The 22,324-nt window shown below is 60.6% G+C and carries 21 protein-coding genes; 20 read left to right on the top strand and 1 reads right to left on the bottom strand.

Going from position 1 to position 22,324, the window contains the following annotated elements:
- The first annotated feature begins 14 nt into the window (after window positions 1–14).
- Genes flgG through fliP form a run of 7 tightly spaced genes read left to right on the top strand, consistent with a single transcriptional unit; the run spans window position 15 to window position 4,925 of the window.
- Window positions 15–803: a flagellar basal-body rod protein FlgG gene (gene flgG, locus HX899_RS32615; protein ID WP_003545534.1), complete on the top strand. Its 789-nt coding sequence runs from the start codon at window positions 15–17 to the stop codon at window positions 801–803.
- A gap of 16 nt (window positions 804–819) precedes the next feature.
- Window positions 820–1,302, top strand: coding sequence for a flagellar basal body P-ring formation chaperone FlgA (gene flgA / locus HX899_RS32620; protein WP_003545535.1), 483 nt, complete (start codon window positions 820–822; stop codon window positions 1,300–1,302).
- On the top strand, window positions 1,299–2,420 hold the full coding sequence (locus HX899_RS32625; protein ID WP_003545536.1) for a flagellar basal body P-ring protein FlgI: 1,122 nt from the start codon (window positions 1,299–1,301) through the stop codon (window positions 2,418–2,420). Before flgA ends, HX899_RS32625 begins: the two co-directional genes overlap by 4 nt.
- Entirely contained in the window at window positions 2,417–2,959 is a 543-nt protein-coding gene (locus HX899_RS32630) for a MotE family protein (RefSeq protein WP_138334373.1), read from the top strand. Before HX899_RS32625 ends, HX899_RS32630 begins: the two co-directional genes overlap by 4 nt.
- The gene (gene flgH / locus HX899_RS32635) at window positions 2,956–3,672 is read left to right on the top strand and encodes a flagellar basal body L-ring protein FlgH (RefSeq protein WP_011650477.1); all 717 of its coding nucleotides are present in this window, start codon (window positions 2,956–2,958) and stop codon (window positions 3,670–3,672) included. Before HX899_RS32630 ends, flgH begins: the two co-directional genes overlap by 4 nt.
- A gap of 12 nt (window positions 3,673–3,684) precedes the next feature.
- Window positions 3,685–4,191, top strand: a complete 507-nt coding sequence (gene fliL, locus HX899_RS32640) for a flagellar basal body-associated protein FliL (protein WP_138334372.1) — start codon at window positions 3,685–3,687, stop codon at window positions 4,189–4,191.
- The gene (gene fliP, locus HX899_RS32645; RefSeq protein ID WP_138334371.1) at window positions 4,188–4,925 is read left to right on the top strand and encodes a flagellar type III secretion system pore protein FliP; all 738 of its coding nucleotides are present in this window, start codon (window positions 4,188–4,190) and stop codon (window positions 4,923–4,925) included. The genes fliL and fliP overlap by 4 nt, the downstream gene beginning before the upstream one ends.
- Window positions 4,926–5,065: 140 nt before the next feature.
- Here the strand turns inward: fliP and HX899_RS32650 are convergent, their stop codons facing one another.
- On the bottom strand, window positions 5,066–7,039 hold the full coding sequence (locus HX899_RS32650; protein WP_181294418.1) for a glycosyl transferase: 1,974 nt from the start codon (window positions 7,037–7,039) through the stop codon (window positions 5,066–5,068).
- A gap of 431 nt (window positions 7,040–7,470) precedes the next feature.
- On the opposite strand from HX899_RS32650, the gene HX899_RS32655 reads away from it, so the two are divergent.
- The 13 genes from HX899_RS32655 (at window position 7,471) to HX899_RS32715 (ending at window position 22,324) form a co-directional block, all read left to right on the top strand.
- Window positions 7,471–8,376, top strand: coding sequence for a flagellin (locus tag HX899_RS32655; RefSeq protein ID WP_138334369.1), 906 nt, complete (start codon window positions 7,471–7,473; stop codon window positions 8,374–8,376).
- Between the two features lie 282 nt (window positions 8,377–8,658).
- The gene (locus tag HX899_RS32660; RefSeq protein ID WP_062942473.1) at window positions 8,659–9,567 is read left to right on the top strand and encodes a flagellin; all 909 of its coding nucleotides are present in this window, start codon (window positions 8,659–8,661) and stop codon (window positions 9,565–9,567) included.
- Window positions 9,568–9,813: 246 nt separating this feature from the next.
- The gene (locus HX899_RS32665) at window positions 9,814–10,725 is read left to right on the top strand and encodes a flagellin (protein WP_129417936.1); all 912 of its coding nucleotides are present in this window, start codon (window positions 9,814–9,816) and stop codon (window positions 10,723–10,725) included.
- A 300-nt stretch (window positions 10,726–11,025) separates the two neighbouring features.
- Window positions 11,026–11,988 carry a flagellin gene (locus tag HX899_RS32670; RefSeq protein WP_138334368.1) on the top strand — a complete coding sequence of 321 codons (963 nt, stop codon included), beginning with the start codon at window positions 11,026–11,028 and terminating at the stop codon, window positions 11,986–11,988.
- Between the two features lie 202 nt (window positions 11,989–12,190).
- A complete protein-coding gene (locus tag HX899_RS32675) occupies window positions 12,191–12,820 on the top strand; it encodes a hypothetical protein (RefSeq protein WP_181294419.1) in 630 nt (209 codons plus the stop codon).
- Window positions 12,817–14,148, top strand: coding sequence for a MotB family protein (locus HX899_RS32680; RefSeq protein ID WP_138334366.1), 1,332 nt, complete (start codon window positions 12,817–12,819; stop codon window positions 14,146–14,148). The genes HX899_RS32675 and HX899_RS32680 overlap by 4 nt, the downstream gene beginning before the upstream one ends.
- A gap of 4 nt (window positions 14,149–14,152) precedes the next feature.
- Window positions 14,153–15,448 carry a chemotaxis protein MotC gene (gene motC, locus HX899_RS32685; protein WP_138334365.1) on the top strand — a complete coding sequence of 432 codons (1,296 nt, stop codon included), beginning with the start codon at window positions 14,153–14,155 and terminating at the stop codon, window positions 15,446–15,448.
- Window positions 15,445–16,878 carry a flagellar hook-length control protein FliK gene (locus HX899_RS32690; protein WP_181294420.1) on the top strand — a complete coding sequence of 478 codons (1,434 nt, stop codon included), beginning with the start codon at window positions 15,445–15,447 and terminating at the stop codon, window positions 16,876–16,878. The genes motC and HX899_RS32690 overlap by 4 nt, the downstream gene beginning before the upstream one ends.
- Window positions 16,826–17,383, top strand: a complete 558-nt coding sequence (locus HX899_RS32695) for a transglycosylase SLT domain-containing protein (protein ID WP_003545557.1) — start codon at window positions 16,826–16,828, stop codon at window positions 17,381–17,383. Before HX899_RS32690 ends, HX899_RS32695 begins: the two co-directional genes overlap by 53 nt.
- Before the next feature lie 280 nt (window positions 17,384–17,663).
- Entirely contained in the window at window positions 17,664–18,335 is a 672-nt protein-coding gene (gene rem, locus HX899_RS32700) for a transcriptional activator Rem (RefSeq protein WP_003545558.1), read from the top strand.
- A gap of 124 nt (window positions 18,336–18,459) precedes the next feature.
- Window positions 18,460–19,761, top strand: a complete 1,302-nt coding sequence (locus HX899_RS32705; RefSeq protein ID WP_181294421.1) for a flagellar hook protein FlgE — start codon at window positions 18,460–18,462, stop codon at window positions 19,759–19,761.
- Window positions 19,762–19,780: 19 nt separating this feature from the next.
- A complete protein-coding gene (flgK, locus tag HX899_RS32710; protein ID WP_171599668.1) occupies window positions 19,781–21,268 on the top strand; it encodes a flagellar hook-associated protein FlgK in 1,488 nt (495 codons plus the stop codon).
- Window positions 21,269–21,271: 3 nt separating this feature from the next.
- Window positions 21,272–22,324, top strand: a complete 1,053-nt coding sequence (locus tag HX899_RS32715) for a flagellar hook-associated family protein (protein ID WP_171599667.1) — start codon at window positions 21,272–21,274, stop codon at window positions 22,322–22,324.

The following is a 22,324-nucleotide window of genomic DNA, read 5'->3' on the forward strand; positions in this document are numbered from 1 at the left end:
TTGAGGACGAACACATGAGAGCGCTCGCCATCGCAGCAACGGGCATGGATGCCCAGCAGACCAATCTGGAAGTCATCGCGAACAACATCGCGAACATCAATACGACCGGTTTCAAGCGCGCCCGCGCCGAATTCTCGGATCTTCTCTACCAGACCGAACGCGCCAAGGGTGTCGCCAACCGCGCCAACCAGGCCGTCGTTCCGGAAGGTGCCAATATCGGCCTCGGCGTCCAGACCTCGGCGGTCCGCAACCTGCATCTTCAGGGCGAACTGACCCAGACCGGCAACGATCTCGACGTGGCGCTGATCGGCAAGGGCTTCTTCCAGATCCAGTCGACCGACGGTACGACGCTTTACAGCCGCGCCGGCGCCTTCAACAAGAACGACCAGGGCCAGCTCGTCACCATCGACGGCTACGAGGTCCTTCCCGGCATCACCATTCCGACGGGCTCGACCGAACTGACGATCAGCCGCTCCGGCCAGGTCTCGGCCAAGCTGCCGGGAGCGACGGAGGCAACCGAGCTCGGCCAGTTGACCCTTGCCGACTTCGTCAACGAGGCGGGTCTCCAGCCGCTCGGCGACAATCTCTTCCAGGAAACGCCGGCCTCCGGCGAAGCCGTCATCGGCAATCCTGACGAGGAAGGTTTCGCCTACATGAAGCAGGGTTACCTGGAATCTTCGAACGTCGACCCGGTGAAGGAAATCACCGAGCTGATCTCGGCCCAGCGCGCTTACGAAATGAATTCCAAGGTGATCACCACCGCTGATGAAATGGCCTCCATCGTCAGCAAGAACCTGAAGTAAAGGGAAGGGCCGAAACATGATGTTTTGCCGGGCAGGACACATCTCAGGATGGGTGGCGGCAGCCACGATCGCAGTCGCGGGCATTTTCTTGCCCGCGGACGTGGACGCCGGCATGGGTTATGCCGTCGTCCCGACGACGATCATCTACCCCGGCGACACATTGTCGTCGAGCCAGCTTCAGGAGGTCGAGGTCACCAACCCCAACCTCGCCGGCGATTATGCCAAATCCATTTCCCAGGTCGAAGGCATGGTTTCCAAGCGCACGCTGTTGCCGGGCCGCACGATTTCGGTTTCGGGTCTGCGCGAGGCCTATACGGTGACGCGCGGCTCTTCGATCCGCCTGGTCTTATCGCTCGGCGCGATGACAATCTCCGCCGCCGGCACGCCGCTCGAAGACGGCACGATCGGGCAGGTCGTCCGCGCACGCAATATGGACTCCGGCGTCATCGTCAGCGGCACGGTGCTTGCGGACGGCACGGTCCATGTGAGGGCAAAATGAAATTGTTCTTCCGTTTCGTCACCCTTGTCGCGGTTCTCGCCATGAGTTTGGCTGATGTCGCGCCCGCCTGGGCGCTGACCTCCCGCATCAAGGACATCGCCTCCCTTCAGGCCGGTCGCGACAACCAGCTGATCGGATATGGTCTGATCGTCGGCCTGCAGGGAACCGGCGACGGCTTCCGTGCCTCGCCCTTCACCGAGCAGTCGATGCGGGCGATGCTGCAGAATCTCGGCATCTCGACGCAGGGCGGTCAGTCCAACGCCAAGAACACGGCGGCCGTGATGGTCACCGCCAACCTGCCGCCCTTCGCAAGTCCCGGCAGCCGTATCGACGTGACGGTGAGCTCGCTCGGCGACGCGACGTCGCTGCGCGGCGGCACGCTCGTCATGACCTCGCTTTCCGGCGCCGACGGCCAGATCTACGCCGTTGCGCAGGGCGCCGTCATCGTCTCCGGTTTCCAGGCACAGGGCCAGGCGGCGACCGTGACCGAAGGCGTCACCACCGCAGGCCGCGTGCCCGGCGGCGCGATCATCGAACGCGAACTGCCGTCCCGCTTCAAGGATTCGGTCAATCTCGTCCTGCAGCTGCGCAACCCAGACTTCTCGACGGCGATCCGTATCGCCGACATCGTCAACGGTTATGCCTCGGCGCGCTTCGGCGGCCCCGTCGCCGAAGCCAAGGATTCGCAGGAAGTCGTGATCCAGAAGCCGCGCGCGGCCGATCTCACCCGGCTGATGGCCGACGTCGAAAATCTCATCGTCGAAACCGACACGCCGGCCAAGGTGGTCATCAACGAGCGCACCGGAACGATCGTTATCGGCTCCGACGTCCGCGTCTCGCCGGTCGCCGTCAGCTACGGCACCCTGACTGTCCAGGTCACCGAGACGCCGCAGATCATCCAGCCCGAACCCTTCTCGCGCGGCCGGACCGCCGTCCAGCCGCAGACCGATATCGCGGCCGAGCAGACCGGCGGGCGCGTCGCCATCATCGATGGTCCAGATCTCAGGACCCTTGTCGCCGGCCTCAACAATATCGGTGTGAAACCGGATGGCATCATCGCCATTCTCCAGGGCATCAAGTCGGCAGGCGCCCTGCAGGCGGAGCTTGTGCTGCAATGATTGATATCATCAACCCCGACATGACGGTTCTGCAATTGCTGCGCCGGCTGGCGCTGCCGGCCGCAGGCCTCGTCCTTCTGTCGATCCCCAGCGCCTTCGCGCAGGAACATGCGCCGGCAGGCGACATCACCTCGCAGGATGAAATCAAGCAGTTCTGCACCAACATCGCCGAGCCCGCCCGCGACCAGCGTTACCTCCTGCAGAAGCAGGAACTGGAAAAGCTTCGCGCCGACATCGACGCCCGCATGGAAGAAATGGACAAGCGCAAGGCCGAATACCAGGACTGGCTGAAGCGGCGTGACGATTTCCTGAGGCAGGCGGAAGCCGGCCTCACCGAAATCTACAGGAAGATGAAGCCGGATGCGGCCGCACTTCAGTTGCAGGACATGAAGATCGAGGTGGCCTCCGCCGTGATCATGCGGCTCGGCCCGCGTCAGTCGAGCCTCATCCTCAACGAGATGGACCCTGAGAAGGCCGCGGTCATCGCCAGCGTCATCGCCAGTGCGTCCGATCCCAATACGTCGAAGGATCCTTCATGAATATGCGTTTCCCGGCCGCGATCGCCGCCCTCGCACTCCTTGCAGGTTGCCAGTCTCCGACTGCGGTCAGCGAGATCGGCCGTGCGCCTGCCATGAGCCCGATCGGCAGCGGCCTCGCTTACGGCCAGACGCCACAGATGGCGCTTTATCCGAAGCAGCCGCGCGCCGTGGCGCAGGGCTATTCGCTGTGGAGCGATTCGCAAGCTGCCCTCTTCAAGGACGCGCGCGCGCTCAACGTCGGCGACATCCTGACCGTCGACATCCAGATCAACGACAAGGCCTCCTTCGACAACGAGACCAACCGCAGCCGCACGAATTCGAGCGGCATGAACTGGGATGTCAACGCCCAGATCTTCGGCTGGACGCCCGAGTCGAAGACCGACCTGACTTACGGCTCCGACACCAGCACCGACGGCAAGGGCAAGATCGAGCGTACCGATAAGCTCACCCTTCTGGTCGCCGCCGTCGTCACCGGTATTCTCGAAAACGGCAACCTCGTCATATCGGGCTCGCAGGAAGTCCGCCTGAACCAGGAGCTGCGCATCCTGAATGTCGCCGGTATCGTTCGTCCGCAGGACGTCAATGCCGACAACCAGATCTCCTACGACAAGATTGCCGAAGCCCGTATCTCCTACGGCGGCCGCGGCCGTCTGATGGAAGTGCAGCAGCCTCCGCGCGGCCAGCAGGCCGTCGATCTTTTCTCGCCGCTTTGAGGCTGAACGACGATGGCAGAACCAGACGCAAGCGCAGGTCAATCGCAGAAGAAATCCGGCTCGCTGATGACGATCATCGGCATCGCCGTCCTGACCCTGCTCGGCGCCGGCGGCGGCTGGGCGGTCGGCACGATCGTGGCGCCCAACGTCAAGGGTGCCAAGGAGGTCGAGCAGGCCAAGGATGAGGAGGCGAAGAAGAAGGCCGAGGAAGGCCTGGCGCGCATCTCGACCGAGGCCAACAACGTCGTCCAGCTCGAGCCGATCACCTCGAACCTCGCCTACCCCTCAGAAAACTGGGTGCGACTCGAAGTCGCGCTGCTGTTCAACGGGCCGCCGGATGTCAAGGTTTCCGAGGATATTCACCAGGATATCCTCGCTTATATCAGGACCGTTTCCCTCCAGCAGATCGAGGGGCCGCGGGGCTTTCAATATCTCAAGGATGACATACAGGAACGTGTTGACCTTCGCTCGCAAGGGCGGGTATCGAAGGTCATGTTCAGGACATTTGTCATCGAATGATTCGTCTCATAGTTTTCCTTGCCGCCATGATGGCGGTACCGGAACTGGCGGTGGCACAGCAGCTGCCGACTGACTTGTTGAACGTGCCGGTCGATGGCTCCGTCGCCGCCTGGATCATCCGCACATTCGGCCTGCTGACCATTCTTTCGGTCGCGCCGGGCATCCTGATCATGGTGACGAGCTTTCCGCGCTTCATCATCGCCTTCTCGATCCTGCGCTCAGGGATGGGCCTCTCCTCGACGCCCTCCAACATGATCCTCCTGTCGCTGTCGCTGTTCATGACCTTCTACGTCATGTCGCCAACCTTCGATCAGGCCTGGCAGAACGGCGTGCAGCCGCTGCTTGCCAATCAGATCAACGAGACCGAGGCGGTCCAGCGTATCGCCGAACCCTTCCGCACCTTCATGGCGGCCAATACCCGCGACAAGGATCTGGCGCTCTTTGTCGATCTGGCGCGCGAACGCGGACAGAATATCCAGACGACCGATCCGATCGACTACCGCGTGCTGATCCCGGCCTTCATGATTTCCGAGATTCGCCGCGGCTTCGAGATCGGCTTCCTCATCGTGCTGCCGTTCCTCGTCATCGACCTCATCGTCGCGACCATCACCATGGCGATGGGCATGATGATGCTGCCGCCGACCTCGATCTCGCTGCCTTTCAAGATTCTCTTCTTCGTGCTGATCGACGGCTGGAACCTGCTCGTCGGCAGCCTGGTGCGCTCGTTCAGCTGACCGGCTACCGCTTGATATTCACCAATGAAAAACACCCGCTGGATCGCTCCAGCGGGTTCTTTCATTATGCAACAATTCAAAGTGCTACAGCGTCCTTTACCCATCTGAAAGACGCGCGACGCTGTAGCGGTCGAAAAGCCTCACTCCGCCGCGAACGGCGCCGTGCGCGGCGGCAGCGCCGGAATGTCCATGTGATCGGGTGCGAGACCCTGCTTGGCACGCTCGGCCATGACTTCATAGGCCTTCTCCAGATGGTCGCAGAACCGTTCGGCATCGAAGAGCGGCGCGATATAACGCTTCTCCTTGAGATGCGCCTTGTATTCGGCGATCCGCCCGGGATTCTCAGCCAGTTCGACGGCCATATCCTCATAGGCCTGCAGGTCGGGCGCGACGAGATCGGGCAGGTCGATGGCCCTGAGCAGGCTCTCGCTGACGCGTGAGGCGAAGTTCGTGCCTTTGACGGTCAGGACTGGCAGGCCGCCCCAGAGCTGCTCCGAGGTGGTCGTGTGGCCGTTGACGGGGAAGGTGTCGATGCCGAGGTCGGCTGCTTGCTGACGGTCGATATGTTCTTCATAGGGCGCGCGCGGGCAGAAGATGATCCGCTTGGGCGAAATGCCGGCCGTCTGGAATTGCTTCAAGAGGTTCGCCTGGTTGCGCGGCGTATTTGCCATCAGCCAGAGCACGCTGTTTGGCGCACGCTTGAGAATGCGGCACCAGCTGTCGATCGTCTCCGGCGTGATCTTGCGGTTGCCGTTGAAGGACGCGAAGATGAAGGCTTCATCAGGCAGGCCGAGCTTTTCGCGGGTGACGGGGCGGGGCTTCGGGCGATGCATCGGGTCGTTCGGCTGGTAGCTCTCCGGCAGCCGGCAGAACTTCTCATGATAGAAGGGCTTTGCCACGTCGGGCAATACCGAATGGTCGCCGATGACATAATCAAGGTCGATATTGACCGTGCTGCCGGGAAAACCGAGCCAGCCGACATGCACCGGTGCCAGCGGCAAGTTGAAGGCCGTGGCGCGGCTGCCTGATGTATGGCCCTTCAGGTCGACCATGATGTCGATATTATGCTCGCGCACCGCTTCCAGCATCGCCTGGTCGGAGAACCCGTGAATTGTGACGATCCTGCCCCAGCGGTTACGGTCGGTATCGTTGTGCTTCAGGAACTCCGGGTCCGTATGGCAGAAGAGCGTCACATCGAACCGGTCCTTGTCGTGCAGTTCCAGGATGCGCTGCAAGAGCTTCATCGTCGCGTGGCGATCCCAGAAGTCCGATGACATGTAGCCGATCCGGATCTTGTCCGACCAGCTGTGCGGCTGGCTGCGGCGGAAGGACACCCGCTCCGGGTTGAGGGGGGCGAAGCCGATCGTCGCATACCGGTTGAAGTCCTCGTTGCCGCACCAGTGCAGGTGATAGAACGGATTGTCCTTGCGCAGGATCTCGATATCGCCCTTTGCGAGTGCAGCGTCGATCACCGCCTGATGTTTGCCGGCCTCTTCGAACTCATTGAATTCGCGGGCGAAAACCAGATGCAGGAAGCGGAATGCGAGATTGCCGGGAAACCGCTTGAAAAGATTGCGCGAGAGGCTCTGGTTGGTTGGGTCGTTCAGATCGTCGCTGAGAAGCAAGGCCGCCAGGCGCATATGATCGGGGTTTTGGCTCTGCGACAGCACCGTTTTGAACGGGCGGATGATATCCCGCTGCTGGCGCTTCAGATAGATCGCGGTGATGATGAAGGCGAGCTCCGGGTCTTCCTGCGCCTTGGCGAGGTTTCGCATGGCGATCAGCAGAGAATCGTCCTCGCTGCCGGTCTCGTAATGCAGCTTGGCAGCCTGTTTCTGGTATTCGTAGGCGTTTGGTCCTTCGCAGTTGCCGGCCAGGCCATAGGCTTTCGCGGCATCGGCCTTGAAGCCGAGCTGCACGAGGTTCTTGGCCAGCAGCGCATAGGTCTTGGCGTCCTGCTGGATATCCATGAGCTGGTTGAGCGTCGCCAAGGACTGTGTGTAGCGGCCCATCTGGTAATCCTTGGATGCCGCAGAGAACGAAACTTTGCTGTTCAAAACCCAACTCCGTGAAGGAAATGTTCTGGCATGACTGTCGAGTGCCGAAGCGCGCATGGACCGTCCTCCCAAAAACGGGGTCAGTCCGATGATGCTATCCCGGCATCTGCCATACTGGCATTCGAAGCTTGCTTGAAACCGGTGGCGCGATGAGCGCCTGCTTTGTTCGGAAAGCCTCGACTGTCCCAGGAAAGCGCCCCTTTCGCCGGTAAAGTTCGCTTTTGCCGCTCGAATTCGGATGCCAAAAATTATCTTCAGCAGGCATTAACTAAGCCTTGTGAGAAGGCATTAACTATGCCCTGCAAGGAGCCGGCCCAGGGTCTGTATTTTTAAGAAGTTGGCAAGCATTGGCTGCGAAATTGCCCTGGACATGACGGGTTTGGGCCAAACAAAACAGGCGCCGAGTAGCATGAAGCTGGTCCGTCATCGCCGGTACTATAGTCCGGTATGTCCTCCTTTTTGTATCTAGTTTTCCAGGGGACAGACTTATGACAAGCATTAACACGAATTCTTCCGCACAGGCCGCTCTCCAGACGCTGCGTAGCGTCAACCAGGGCCTCAACCAGACGCAGAACCACGTTTCGTCGGGCTATCGCGTCGAAAAGGCTTCCGACAACGCTGCCTACTGGTCGATCGCAACGACCATGCGTTCGGACAACAAGGCTCTCTCGGCCGTCTCCGACGCTCTCGGCGTAGGCGCCGCCAAGGTCGACACCGCTTACACCGCCATGGACAGCGCCATCGACGTCGTCACCGACATCAAGGCTAAGCTCGTTGCCGCAACCGAAAGCGGCGTCGACAAGGCCAAGGTCCAGGAAGAAATCGGTCAGCTGCAGCAGCAGCTCCTGAGCATCGCTCAGTCGGCTTCCTTCAACGGCGAAAACTGGGTTGCCGGCGCAAACGGCACCAAGAGCGTTGTTTCCTCCTTCGTCCGCGACGGTTCCAACGCCGTTTCGATCAAGACGACCGACTACGTTCTCTCGAACACCTCCACCGGCAACGTCCTGTTCGGCATCAGCGGCGGCTCGGTCGAAACCTCCACCGGTATCCTCGGCACCTCGTCGGGCGCAACTGGCTCGATCTACGCGATGAGCATCACCAACTTCACCGCCGGCCAGATCCAGTCTGCTCTGACCACCGTTGAAGCGGCTCTGAAGGCCATGACCAGCGCCGGCGCTGCTCTCGGCTCGCTCTCCAGCCGCATCGACAGCCAGGACGACTTCGTCAACGCGCTCAGCGACTCGATCGACTCCGGTGTCGGCCGCCTCGTCGACGCCAACATGGAAGAAGAATCTTCCAAGCTCAGCGCCCTGCAGACCCAGCAGCAGCTGGCGATCCAGTCGCTGTCGATCGCGAATTCCTCTTCGCAGAACATCCTGTCGCTCTTCCGCTAAGACCGGTCGGCACAAGGCTTTCAAGTTTCGCGGCCGGGTCATCCCCGGCCGCGAAATGTTTTAAGATAAGGTTAATGAAAACATTCCTAAGTATCAGATATTTTTACGCTATTTCCAATTTGAATTTAGCTTTCCTTAACCATCTTGCTGTTTTCTAGGCCCATCGAAACGGCGAGTTAACCTTAACAAGAGTGGTTAACAGGCATGATGCTGATCGCTGTGGGCCGGCCGAAAATCCGGAATGTCCCTTCTTAAAATCTGCCAACAAGGGGCAAGCAAACTATGACGAGCATCAACACCAACAACGCTGCAATGGCAGCCCTCCAGACTCTCCGTGGCATCAACCAGGGTCTCCAGGAAACCCAGGCCCACGTTTCGTCCGGCTATCGCGTCGGCAAGGCTTCCGACAACGCCGCTTACTGGTCGATCGCAACGACCATGCGTTCGGACAACAAGGCTCTCTCGGCTGTTTCCGACGCTCTCGGACTCGGCGCTGCCAAGGTCGACACCGCTTACTCCGCCATGGACAGCGCCATCGACGTCGTCGGCGACATCAAGGCTAAGCTCGTTGCCGCCACTGAAAACGGCGTCGACAAGGCCAAGGTCCAGGAAGAAATCACCCAGCTGCAGGCACAGCTCCTGAGCATCGCTCAGTCGGCTTCCTTCTCGGGCGAAAACTGGGTTGCCGGCGCAAACGGCACCAAGAGCGTCGTTTCCACCTTCGTCCGCGACGCCTCCAACGCCGTTTCGGTCAAGACGACCGACTACGTTCTCTCGAACACCTCCACGGGCAACGTCCTGTTCGGCATGAGCGGCGGCTCGGTCGAAACCTCCACGGGTATCCTTGGCACCTCGTCGGGCGCTACCGGCTCGGTCTACTCGATGAGCATCACCAACTTCACGCTCGGCCAGATCCAGTCGGCTCTGACCAACGTTGAAGCGGCTCTGAAGGCCATGACCAGCGCCGGCGCTGCTCTCGGCTCGATCTCCACCCGCATCGGCCTGCAGGAAGACTTCGTCAACGCGCTCAGCGACTCGATCGACTCCGGTGTCGGCCGTCTCGTCGACGCCAACATGGAAGAAGAATCCTCCAAGCTCAGCGCCCTGCAGACTCAGCAGCAGCTGGCGATCCAGTCGCTGTCGATCGCGAATTCCTCTTCGCAGAACATCCTCACGCTGTTCCGCGGCTAATAACCCGCAGAAACATCGGCCCGTCGGTCTCCGGCGGGCATCTCCGAATAGAGCCGCGCTCCGATGGAGCGCGGCTTTTTAATTTTCGTTAACCAATGATTAACCATAATGCTGTCTTCTGCGGTCAACGAGACGGAGAGTTAACCAAATTTAAGAATCGGTTAACAGGCATGAGGCTGCTTCCCGTTCCCGGTACCTTTCCGGAATGTCCCTTTTTTCCACATGCCGACAAGGGGCAATCATTTCATGACCAGCATTTTGACGAACGTCGCGGCGATGGCCGCTCTTCAGACACTCCGCGGTATCAACGACAGCCTTGAGACCACGCAGAACCACGTATCGTCGGGTTACCGCGTCGAAAAGGCAGCCGATAACGCCGCCTATTGGTCGATCGCAACGACCATGCGTTCGGACAACAAGGCACTTTCCGCCGTTTCCGACGCTCTCGGCCTCGGCGCCGCCAAAGTCGACACCGCTTACTCTGCCATGGACAGCGCCATCGACATCATCAGCGAAATCAAGGCGAAGATCGTCGCCGCGACCGAAAAGGGCGTCGACAAGACCAAGATTCAGGAAGAAATCGGCCAGCTGCAGCAGCAGCTCCTGAGCATCGCGCAATCGGCTTCCTTCTCCGGTGAAAACTGGGTTGCCGGCGCCGACGGCACCAAGAGCGTCGTTTCCACCTTCGTGCGCGATGGCAACGGCAATGTCTCGGTCAAGACGACAGACTACATCCTGGACTCGAGCTCCACGGGCAACGTCCTCTTCGGCATGACCTCGACTGGCACGATTGAGACCAGCTCCGGCATTCTCGGCACATTAAGCGGCACGATCGGCTCGATCTACTCGATGGACATCAGCACTTTCGGCTCGGCTGAGATCTCCATGGCCCTGACGTCAATCGAGGCCGGCCTGGAGGCGATGACCAAGGCTGCATCGCAACTCGGCTCGATTTCCACTCGCATCGATCTGCAGGAAAACTTCGTCAGCGCGCTCAGCGACTCGATCGACTCGGGCGTCGGCCGCCTCGTCGATGCCGACATGGAAGAGGAATCGAGCAAGCTGACGGCGCTGCAAACGCAGCAGCAGCTGGCCATCCAGTCGCTGTCGATCGCCAACTCCAGCGCCCAGAACATCCTCACGCTGTTCCGCAGCTAAATCAGAGGCTGAAGCTGGACCCAATCTTGCGCCGTCATCTGGCAGCAAGCGTAAAGTCTCCCGGACCGCGCCCGAAATGGCGCGGTTCTTTCTTTTATATCAACGGCTTGATCGACATGGCGATCGGCGCGCCACGCTCAGTGCTGCGCTCTTGCCCAACAGGTTGATATCGAGTTACCTTCGCCTGGAATTGATTTGCTTTTGCGACACACCGGCGGAAACCCTGCCGGAGGCATGATGCCACATCAGTCGCCGCCGGCAATCCGGCCTGCCTTTTCACCCCGATTCCGAGACCTGTCGATGACCGTTAAGATTACCAGCGCGGCCGCGGTGAATGCGCTTGCGGTGCTGCGCAGCATCAACAAAGAAGCCAGCCAGACCCAACAGCAAGTGTCCTCGGGGTATCGTATCGAGACGGCCGCCGACGACGCGTCCTATTGGTCGGTCGCGACCGTCATGCGCTCGGACAGCACCAATCTCGGAACGATCGGCGATGCGCTCGGTCTCGGCGCTGCCAAGGTGGATGCGACCTACACGGCGATGAACTCGGCGATCGATCTCATAGGCGATATTCGCGCCAAGCTGGTTTCGGCAAGAGAGCCCGGCGCCGACAAGAACAAGATCAACGCCGAGATCAGCGAATACAAAGAGCAGTTGCAGACGATCGTTGAATCGACGTCGTTTGCGGGTGAAAACTGGCTATTGAACGGCGATACCGCTGCGCCGCCGACATGGCAGGTCATCTCTGGTTTCGTACGCGCTCCGACCGGCGAATATCAGGCCCAGACCATCGATTTCCCATCGTCGCAGACCATTCTCATCGACAAGAACAATGCGAGTGGCGGCCTGTTGACCAAGTCGGTCGATGCCAATGCGATCAACAACAGTGGCGCGACGTCGCGCAACTACTACCTTTTGAACGCCAACTCGACCACGCCGGCGACGGGTACGGAAATTGCGATCGACAACAACACGACCGGTGAGCAACTCACCGACATGCTTGACGTCACCGACGCGCTTCTCTCCTCGCTGACGACGACGGCCGCGTCCATCGGCGTGATGAAGACGCGCATCGACGATCAGATCGACTATACCGCCGATCTGGCGGATTCGATCGACAAGAGCGTCGGCGCGCTCGTCGACACCGACATGGACGAGGCTTCGATCCGGCAGAAGGCGATCGAGACCCAGAAGCAGATGGCCGTCGAAGCGATCTCGATCCTCAACACGGCCGCAAGCAAGATCCTGATCCTGCTGGAATAGGCGTGGGCGCGATCACGGGTGGCGACGGCGCCATTCATCCTCGCGCAAGTTTGACTGCCTAGTTTCCGGCATGAAGGCATCGTCCGAATCCGTGCCGGCGCAAGGTCAGCCCCTTGTCCGTTTCGAAGGGGATGCCGGCGCGCAAGGTCACTTTGAGCGGGGCGGGCATGCTGCATGCCTCCCGAATGCTGGATGGTTTTTTATGAGCATTACGCTTTCCCGGTATTTGAAGGATTTCGGTGAACCGGAATCGTCAGCGCCGATCCTCGACATGAGCGATTTCGGTGGCGACGATTTTCCCGAAATGCCGAGCGAACCGGTGATCGACGTCGAGGCGGAGCGCCGCGAAGCCTATGCGGAAGGTCATGCCGCAGCGACCGTGGAATTGACCGAGAAATACGAACACGAGGCGGGGACGCTGGCGGAGGTCCATGCGCGTGAACTCGAGGAACTGAAGCTTCGCTACGAGGTCGAGGCGGCGGCGGTCATTGCGTCCCGCATCCGCGATATCGCCGAAGAGGTCGCTCAGCTGGTCAGCGCCGGCGCCGCCCAGGCCATCGCGCCTGTGATGACGGAAGCGCTTGCGGCCAAGGCTGCCGAAAGCCTCGCCGCCCTGCTGCGTGATGCGATCCTCGAAGGCGCGGCCGGAGCGATCGTCGTCAGGGGCCCGACCCGGCTTTTCGATATATTGAAGGCCGAGCTCGGCGAACATGCCAGCGCGGTTCGCCACTTTGAGACCGACGATATCGATCTTGCCGTCGAAATCGGTGATTCCGTCATCGTCACCCGTATGTCCGCCTGGGCGGCCAGCTTGAAGAAAGTTCTGGAATGAGCGAAGGCGAAAACCACCACCACGGCAAGAACGAGATCATCATCGTCAAGAGACATGGCGGCGGTGATCACGATGGCGCCCATGGCGGTGCGTGGAAAATTGCCTATGCCGACTTCATGACGGCGATGATGGCGTTCTTCCTGGTTATGTGGCTGGTCAATGCCGCCAACGAGGAGACCAAGGCTTCGGTCGCGACCTATTTCAATCCGATCAAACTCTCCGACGAAAAGCCGACCGAGAAGGGCCTGAAGAAGCCCGTCGACAATGCCGAGGGTGAGGAGAAGCAGGAGAAGTCGAAACAGAAGGAAGAAGATCCGAACGACGGCAAGGCCGCGGCGGATGGTGACGACCAGACATCGACCTCCGGCGACCAAACCAATTATTCCGAGGCCGATTTCTTCGAAAACCCCTATTCGGTTCTTGCCGAGATCGCGCAGGAAGTCGGTCAGCAGGCCAATGTCAGCGCCAAGGGCGATGGCGGTGCCGCCGATTCCGGCCCGGCCACCGGCGCCGATGGCGGCGAGGCCTATCGCGATCCCTTCGATCCGGATTTCTGGACGAAGCAGGTCGAGGTCACGACGGCCGGCAAGCCGTTGCCGCCCGGCAAGAGCGACGACCAGGCGGTCGAGAGCGAGACGACCGAGATCGCCAAGCTTGAGGACGCCAAGCCGATACCGCTGACCACCGATCAGAAGGCCGCCCAGGAAACCAAAGAAACGAAGGAAACCAAGGGCGCGGTCGAGGCCAAGGACGGCAAGACGCCGGGTGGCAAGTCGCCCGAAGACAAGAAGGCCGAAGCTCAGAAGGACGCCGATCATCAGAAGGATGCGGACAAGAGTGCCGCCGAGGCCGAGCAGAAGCAGCAAAAGGAAGCCGAGCAGCTGCAGGCGCAGATCGCCCAGCAGATCGGCGGCGTTGCCGGCAAGCTCGCCGAAGGCCTGACCGTGACGGCGTCCGAAGGCGGATTGCTGGTCAGCATCTCCGACCAGACCGACGATTCGATGTTCAATATCGGTTCTGCGGTTCCGCGCCAGGAAATGGTACTCGCCATGGAAAAGATCGGCACGATCCTGAAGGAGAGGGGTGGTGCGGTTGCCATCCGCGGCCACACGGACGGTCGCCAGTATAAGGGCGCGCAGAACGAGAACTGGCGGCTTTCGATGGACCGCGCTCAGAGCGCCTACTACATGCTCGTGCGCGGCGGGCTAGACGAGAAACGCATCTCCCAGGTCTCCGGCTTTGCCGACCGTCGGCTGAAGCTGCCGTCTGACCCGTTCAACGCCACCAACCGCCGGATCGAGATCCTGGTGCAGGCGGATCAAGGATAGTCGAATGGCGCGTCGGCAGCATCGTTACGTCGGATTTGTGGCTCTCGGCCTGGCGATGCTTTCGCCGGCCGTGGCCAATGCGCAGGATCCGGACGATCTCGCGCCCTACAAAATGCTGCGGTCGCTGCAATTCGTGCAGGATTCCGTCGTTACCGGTGATCATTCGGCCGGTGAGATGCAGCGCTTCATGCTGGGCACGATCGACACGCGGCTGCGCACCGTCGAACCGTCGATCTTCGACGACGACCGCAATGTTGACGCAGCGCTGATCTACACGATGAGCGGCGGCAATCCGCAGACGCTCGAATATCTGATCGCCCACGACGTCAACGGCTATTTCGACAACCGTGTCACCGATGTGCTGCGCAAATATCTGAGCGGCAAGGGCCTCCTCGTCGCCAAGACGCTGCAGGAGACGGCCAGGGAATATCGCGACAAGAAGATCGGCCCCTACCTTGCGCTGATCGGCGGCAACGTGCTGATCGCGACGAAACCGACAGACGCGCTGGATCTCTACGACCAGGCGCGTCTTGCCGCCCCGGGCACGATCGTCGAGGAGGCGGCGTTGCGCCGCTCCGTCGCCATATGCGTCGACAAGGGGATGCTCGACAGGGGAATGGCCTATTCGCAGCGCTATGTCCGTCGCTTCCTGCATTCGCCCTATGCCAGCCAGTTCGCCGATCTTTTCGTCACCCTCGTCGTCGGCCACGATCACGACGTGAAACCGCAGGATGTCATCGACATCCTGTCCTTCATGGACGCCCCGCGCCAACGCGAGGTTTATCTGCGCATCGCCCGCGCCGCCGCGATATCAGGCAAGCCGGAGCTGGCGCGCATGGCGGTCGGACGCGTGCAGTCGCTTGGCGGCGGCACCGACAATGCTTTCGGTCCGCTCGCGGATTTCTATGGCGGCATGGCCGGCCTTCCCACCGAGGATATCGATCAGGCAGCAAAGAATGTCAGCGGCATCGACGGCAACGCGCTGTCGCGGCGGGATCAGGCGCTGCAGGAGGCGGCGCGATCCGTTGCCGAGCAGATCCTGCGCGCTCCCGACCCGGCAAGCTTGACGCAAGCCTCCGATCCTAACACTGATCATCAAGAAATCACTTCTGAAAAGGCTGCGGCGATAGCCACGCAACCGGGAGCGCCAGGCGCGCTTCCCGAGCCTGTTCCGGGAGGTGTGGCATCGACTGGCCAAAGTCAGGATACCGACCCCTCATTCAACGCATTTGTGACGACCAATCGATCCAAGCTCGACGAGATCGACGGTCTTCTGGCGCAAGAAGGCAACGAACAATGATGGATATAAGCGTCTCGGGCGGAGCCTCCGGTACGGAGACGGCCGCGGTTGCGAAATCCGCGCGACTGGCCGGAAAAAGCGATGCTGACGGCCAAAAGAACGGCTTCTTCGACGCGCTTGCCAAGGCAGGCAGCGATGCCGTCAATGACGAGCCCGACGATGCGCAGCCGGATCAGGGCGTGGCTGCCGACGGCGGTGCCGAGAAAGTGGCGCGGACGATCCGCGGCCGCAGCAGTGCAAAGCCCTTGATCGACCTTAGCGACGCCGCGCTGAAGGCACAGGCGGAGGTGCAGCCGGAAACGATTGCCAGTGTTGAAAAGGCCACGACAAAGCCCGCAAAGGCTGAGGTCAAAATGCCGGCCGATCTCGCCTTCGGCAAGCTCGATCCGAAGGACAGTCCCGCAGACGAGGTCGCTCCGGCAGCCAAGGGCGGCAAACACACCAAGGCCGACGCGTTGGAAACCGATACGGACAAGGTCAGCGACGATGATGACGGCGGCATTTCCGATGTCCTGGGTCTGTTGAAGCAGGAGCCTGCCGACGGGACAGTGACTTTGCCGGCGACCACCGCACATCACGTCTCCGCCAAGGTCGACGAGGCTGGAGCGGGCGACAAGAAACTCGATGGTATCGAAGCCAAGGCGGGCGGCCATGCGTCCGACGCTCTTGCCGCGGTCAGCGGCAATAACGAGAGCGGCAAGGCGAATGACATCAAGGTCCCCGGATCGGAGACTGCCGAAGCCGCCGATAGCAAGACATTCAGGTTGAGCCGTGCCGATGGCCGCGGCGTGTCGATGGATGTCCACATCGGCACGGATCAGGCCGGGCCGAAAGATGGTTCTAAGAAGGCCGATGTCGAAAACGTTTCGGTGCTCGAATCGCGCCGCTATATCGGCCTGATGCAGAATACGAATTCCGCCGCCGTCACCGCCGCTCTCTCCGGCGATTCCGAATGGGCGCGCGCCATGGAGCCGAGCTCGGCGCTCTCCAACGCGGCGGAATGGACGAGCACCGGCAAGGTGGTCAATACGTTGAAGATCCAGATGAACCCGCTCGATCTCGGCCTGGTGACGGCGACCATGCGCCTGTCCGGCGACGCCCTGAACATCGACCTCAAGGTCGATACCGGAGCGGCCTATCGTCAAATGAAGGAAGATCACGGCAAGATTCTCGAAGCTCTGCGCAGCCAGGGTTACGCGGTCGAAAACGTCACCATCAGCATGGCGCCGGTCGAGCGTCCCGACGCGGGCAATCAGGGCCAGGCCTCCCAGCAGCAGTCGCTCCCTCAGCAGGGGCAGGGCGGCGAGGCGCGCGAGCGCCAAAATCAGACGGCACAGAGGACGAACGGAGGCTTCAATGGCGCAGGCGATACCAGTGTTGAAGACGCTCGTTCTGGCGGCAGCAGCGGCACTGGCGGCGTTTACCTCTGAGGCGATCGCCTCCACCGGCGCCTGCGAACGCGAGATCCAGTCGGCAGCGGCCAAATACGGCATCCCGGAAGGCATCCTCTATTCGGTTGGGCTGACGGAGACCGGCCGCAAGGGCTCGCTCTATCCCTACGCCATGAACGTCGAAGGCAAGGCGATCTTTCCGCCCTCGGAGCAGGACGCGATGCGGCAGTTCGATGTCGCCCGCAACAGCGGCGCCAAGCTCATCGACATCGGCTGTATGCAGATCAACCATTACTTTCACGGCGAGAATTTCCGCTCCGCCGAGGAGATGTTCGACCCGCATCGCAACGTCGAGTATGCGGCAAAATTCCTCCGCAATCTGCATGACCGTCATGAGACATGGACGATGGCGGTAGCCAGATACCATGCCGGACCCAATAACAATCCGGCGCAGAAGCAATATGTCTGCCGCGTGATCTCCAATCTCGTCGCCACCGGCTACGGCAAGTGGACTCTCAATGCGAGTAACTTTTGCCGAAATTGATTCAACCAAAGATGGAAGAGGCGTATTGTGACGAAACTGTGTCACAATGTGGCAGGAATCCGGCATGAATCTCCCGCGCAAGTCTTATTTAACCGACTGTTAACTTTTCCACGAAATTTTGGTGTGCATAATCAGGCGTACCCACTAGATATAGATCAAATCGCTACCCAGATCTTAATCAATTATTAGTTTCTGCCATTAACTTTAACGAGTTGTCGCCGATTCGTGCGATTCGTACCCATAGATCATCGAAGTGCCACACTGATTCGGAGGCGGACGAATGATCGTAGTGGTTGATGAGCGTGAGCTCGTGAAAGATGGATACACATCTCTGTTCGGTCGTGAGGGCATTCCCTCCACCGGCTTTGATCCAGCGGAATTTGGCGAGTGGGTACAGACCGCCGCCGATTCCGACATAGCTGCAGTCGAGGCCTTTCTGATCGGTCAGGGCCAGCGCAACTTCGAACTGCCCCGGGCGATCCGGGATCGGTCGATGGCGCCGGTGATTGCGGTCAGCGACCAGCACTCGCTCGAAAACACTCTTGCGCTTTTCGATTGTGGCGTCGACGACGTGGTGCGCAAACCGGTGCATCCCCGCGAAATCCTCGCAAGGGCGGCTGCGATCCGGCGCCGGCTGAAGGCGATCACCAATTACACCGAGATCGGCGGGATCCGCGTCTTCTCGGATGGTCGTGACCCCGAGATCAACGGCGAAGTCTTCGCACTTCCCCGGCGCGAGCGCCGCATCCTCGAATATTTGATCGCCAATCGTGGTCGCCGCGTCACCAAGACCCAGATCTTCAACGCCATCTACGGCATCTTCGATGAAGAGGTCGAGGAGAACGTCGTCGAAAGCCATATCTCGAAGCTGCGCAAGAAGCTGCGCAAAAAGCTCGGCGTCGATCCGGTCGATTCCAAGCGCTTCCTTGGTTACTGCATCGATTGGGCCTGATTTCTCGGCCGGGCGGCGGCGCCCGGCTGAACGTCAATATTGGCCTCGCAGCTCGCATGACAGACAGCTTCACGCAAGGCCCGACAAATACTCTCGTGCATAACAGGTAAAACGAGGTTTTCAGATGAGCATTTTCGGCAGCATGAAGACGGCAGTATCGGGGATGAACGCTCAGGCCAACCGCCTCAGCACCGTCGCCGACAACATCGCCAACGTTAACACCACCGGTTACAAGGCTGTGTCGACGAGCTTCTCGTCCCTGGTTCTGCCCTCCTCGGGCGGCAATTACAACTCCGGCGGTGTTCAGACCTCTGTCCGCCAGGCCGTCTCCGACCAGGGCGATATTTCCTACACCACGTCGAGCACCGATCTCGCAATCTCGGGCGACGGCTTCTTCATCGTCCAGGGTCCTGACGGCACGCCGGTCCTGACCCGCGCCGGCGACTTTACCAAAGATGACGAGGGCAACCTCGTCAACGCCGCCGGCTTTATGCTGATGGGCTATTCCTACGATTCCGGCGCTCCAGCCGTCGTCGTCAACGGCTTCGATGGCCTCGTTCCCGTCAATGTCAACCAGGATGGTCTGACCGCGATCGCCTCGACATCCGGTATCTTCAAGGGCAACTTGGACTCCAACGCCAAGATCGCTCCGGTCGCTCCCGCGACGGCTCCAAGCGCCAACCTCGCCACGACGACGACCGATACCAAGAAGGTTTCGATGGTCGCCTACGACCGTCTCGGCAACAAGGTGATGTACGACTTCTACTTCACGAAGTCCTCAGTCGCGCCAGCGCCGCCGCCGGCGCCTCCCGCTACCGCAGCCACCTGGGAAGTGGCGATGTTCCGCAACGCCGATGCTGCGGTCGGCGGCGCGACCTCCTTCCCTTACTCCACCGCCGCTGTCGGCACGGGAGCGCTCACCTTCGACCGTGATGGCAAGATGACCTCGCCCGGCACCGTTAACATCGCCGATCCGGTGACTGGCCAGACGATTGCCATGGACTTCTCCGCCTTCACACAGCTCGGTGCCGACTTCTCCGGCACCGGTACGCCGAACGGTCAGGCAGCGACCCCGGTCAAGGACGTCACGGTTGACGGCGACGGCATCGTCTACGCGAAATACGAAGACGGCAGCACCAAGCCGCTCTATCGCATTCCGCTGGCCAATGTCGCCAGCCCGGACAAGCTGACGCTGATGAGCGGCAACGTCTACAGCGCCAACGGCCAGTCGGGCGTCACCGTCACCGGCTTCCCGCAGACCAACGGTCTCGGCACGATCAAATCAGGCGCTCTCGAAGGCTCGAACGTCGACCTCGCCGGCGAGCTGACCGAGATGATCGAATCGCAGCGCAGCTATACCGCCAATTCCAAGGTGTTCCAGACGGGATCCGACATTATGGACGTTCTCGTCAACCTCAAGAGATAAGCAAGGTACCGGGTAAGCCATGTCGCTCACATCCGCACTTAATACCGCGCAGAATATATTCAACAATACGGGCACTCAGAGCAGTGTCGTATCGAACAATATCTCGAATGCGGGCAACAAAGATTACGTGCGCCGGCAGGCGATGCTCACCACGTCCTTGAACGGCGCGCAGGTCGTCAAGATCGATCGGGCGCAGGAAGAGGCGCTGCTGCGCCAATACCTGAAGACATCTTCTCAGGACAGTGCCCAGCAGGCATTGCTCGGCGGTCTTGAGGACCTCAAGTCGATCGTGGGTGGCAACGACTACGAAACGGCGCCATCCACATATCTCGGCGTTTTCCAGCAAAAGCTTCAGGCCTTCCGCACGACGCCGGGCAGCACAGTCGCCGCCCAGGGCGCCATCACCGCCGCCCAGGACGTCGCAAACTCGCTGAACAATGCCTCGCAATCCGTTCAGAACGTCCGCGCCACCGCCGATAAGCAGATTGCCACCGACGTCGATAAGCTGAATACGCTTCTCAGCGACTTCGAGAAGGCCAACAACGCGGTGAAGACCGCCACGGCCTCGGGTGCGGATGCATCCGGCGCCCTCGACGAACGTGAGAAGGCTCTCAAGCAGATTTCGCAGATCGTCGGCGTCAATACAACGACGCGCGACAATAACGACATGGTGCTGAGCACGTCTGACGGGACGATCCTCTTCGAGACGATCCCGCGCAAGGTGACGTTCAAATCTCAGGATGTCTATACCGCGACCATCGCCGGCAATTCGGTCTATGTTGACGGTGTGGCGCTTCCGCGTGGCAGCGGATCGACGACCACGGGGCAGGGAAGCCTTCAATCTCTCCTCCAGGTGCGCGACGAAATCGCCCCGAACTTCCAGAAGCAGCTCGACGAAGTCGCCCGCGGCCTGGTCTCGCTCTTCAAGGAGCAGAACACGGTAGCCGGTCCGGCCTATGTGCCCGGCCTCTTCACCTGGAGCGGCGGCACGGTCGATACCGGCGCCACCGCGGTTGCCGGCATGGCGGCGACCATCACGGTCAGCAGCCGCGTCATCACCTCGCAAGGCGGCGATCCGATGCGTCTGCGCGATGGTGGCGTCAACGCCACCGGCCTCGTCCTGAACACGTCAGGCGTCAGCGGTTATACGGCTGAACTCGATCGCCTCTATACCGCATTGGGCTCCGACATCGATTTCGATCCGGCGGCGGGGACGCCGGTCGGGTTCGACGCCACGACCGGCATCGATTCGAACGTCAGCATCATGGAATTCGCCACGAATTCCCTCGGCTGGCTCGAACAGTACCGCAGCAATGCCACGACGGCGGCGGAAAACACCTCGGCGGCGCTGTCGCGCTCCGACGAAGCCTATTCCAACGAGACGGGCGTCAACCTCGACGAGGAGCTGACGCTGCTCCTCGACATAGAGCAGTCCTACAAGGCGGCGACCAAGATCCTCAACGCCGTTGACGAAATGTTGAAGTCATTGCTGGATATTGCGAGTTAAGCCATGAAGAGCTCATTTATTTCAAGTTCGGCCATTCAGAATGCGATGCGGTTGACGATCCGTCAGGCGCAGAACCAGATGACGAAGGCGACGATGGAAGCGACGACGGGAGTCTATGCGGATATCGGTGTCTCTCTCGGCGGCAACGCCGCCAGGAGCGTCGACTTCAGTCGCGAGGTCGACAGGATAGCCTCGATCAAGGCAAGCAACTCGCTTGTCACCGCGCGCATGGAATCCTCGCAGCTCGGCCTTTCCAAGATGAAGGACGTCGGCGACGGCCTCGTTTCGAAGCTGACGGCGCTCCAGGGCAGCAACGATCCCGGCAGCATCACCGTCGCCATCCAGTCGGCCACCAGCGCCCTGTCCACGATGATGGACACGGCCAACACCATGGTAAACGGCGAATATCTGTTCTCGGGCATCAACACCGATGTGCAGCCGCTGACCGACAAGACGACCGCGACGAGTGCCGCCATCGTCACGCAGCTGAATGCCTACGCCGCTGCTCTTGTCCCACCGAAGGCGGTCAAGGATCTGACCGGCGCCGAAATGAGCACCTTCATCACCACGACGGTGGAGCCGATGTTCAGCCAGGCCAACTGGACCAATCCGGCGACCGGTTGGTCGCAAGCCTCGAACCAGAACATGACGAGCCGCATCAGCAACTCCGAAGTGATCGAATCCTCGACCAATGCCAATTCCGAGGGCATGCGTTACTTCGCCCTCGCCTCGGTGATGGCTTCGGCACTGTTGGGTCAGGGCCTCAGCAGCGATGCGATGAGCACGGTGTCCAAGCAGGCGATCAGTTACACGGCGAAGGCGACCAGCGGCCTGGTCACCCAGGCAAGCCAACTCGGCCTTTCGCAGGAGCGCGTCAAGAAGTCCAACGACGCTCTCGACGCTCAATCGAACATCATCAAGAACAAGCTCGTCGATCTCCAGGGGGTCGATCCCTACGAAGCCTCGACCCTCGTCAAGACTTTGGAAACGCAGCTTGAAACCGCTTACACGATCGTCTCAAAGATCCAGCAGTTGAGTCTAGTAAACTACCTTTGA

The organism is Rhizobium sp. WYCCWR 11146 (assembly GCF_013591995.1).
Lineage (GTDB): Bacteria > Pseudomonadota > Alphaproteobacteria > Rhizobiales > Rhizobiaceae > Rhizobium > Rhizobium indicum.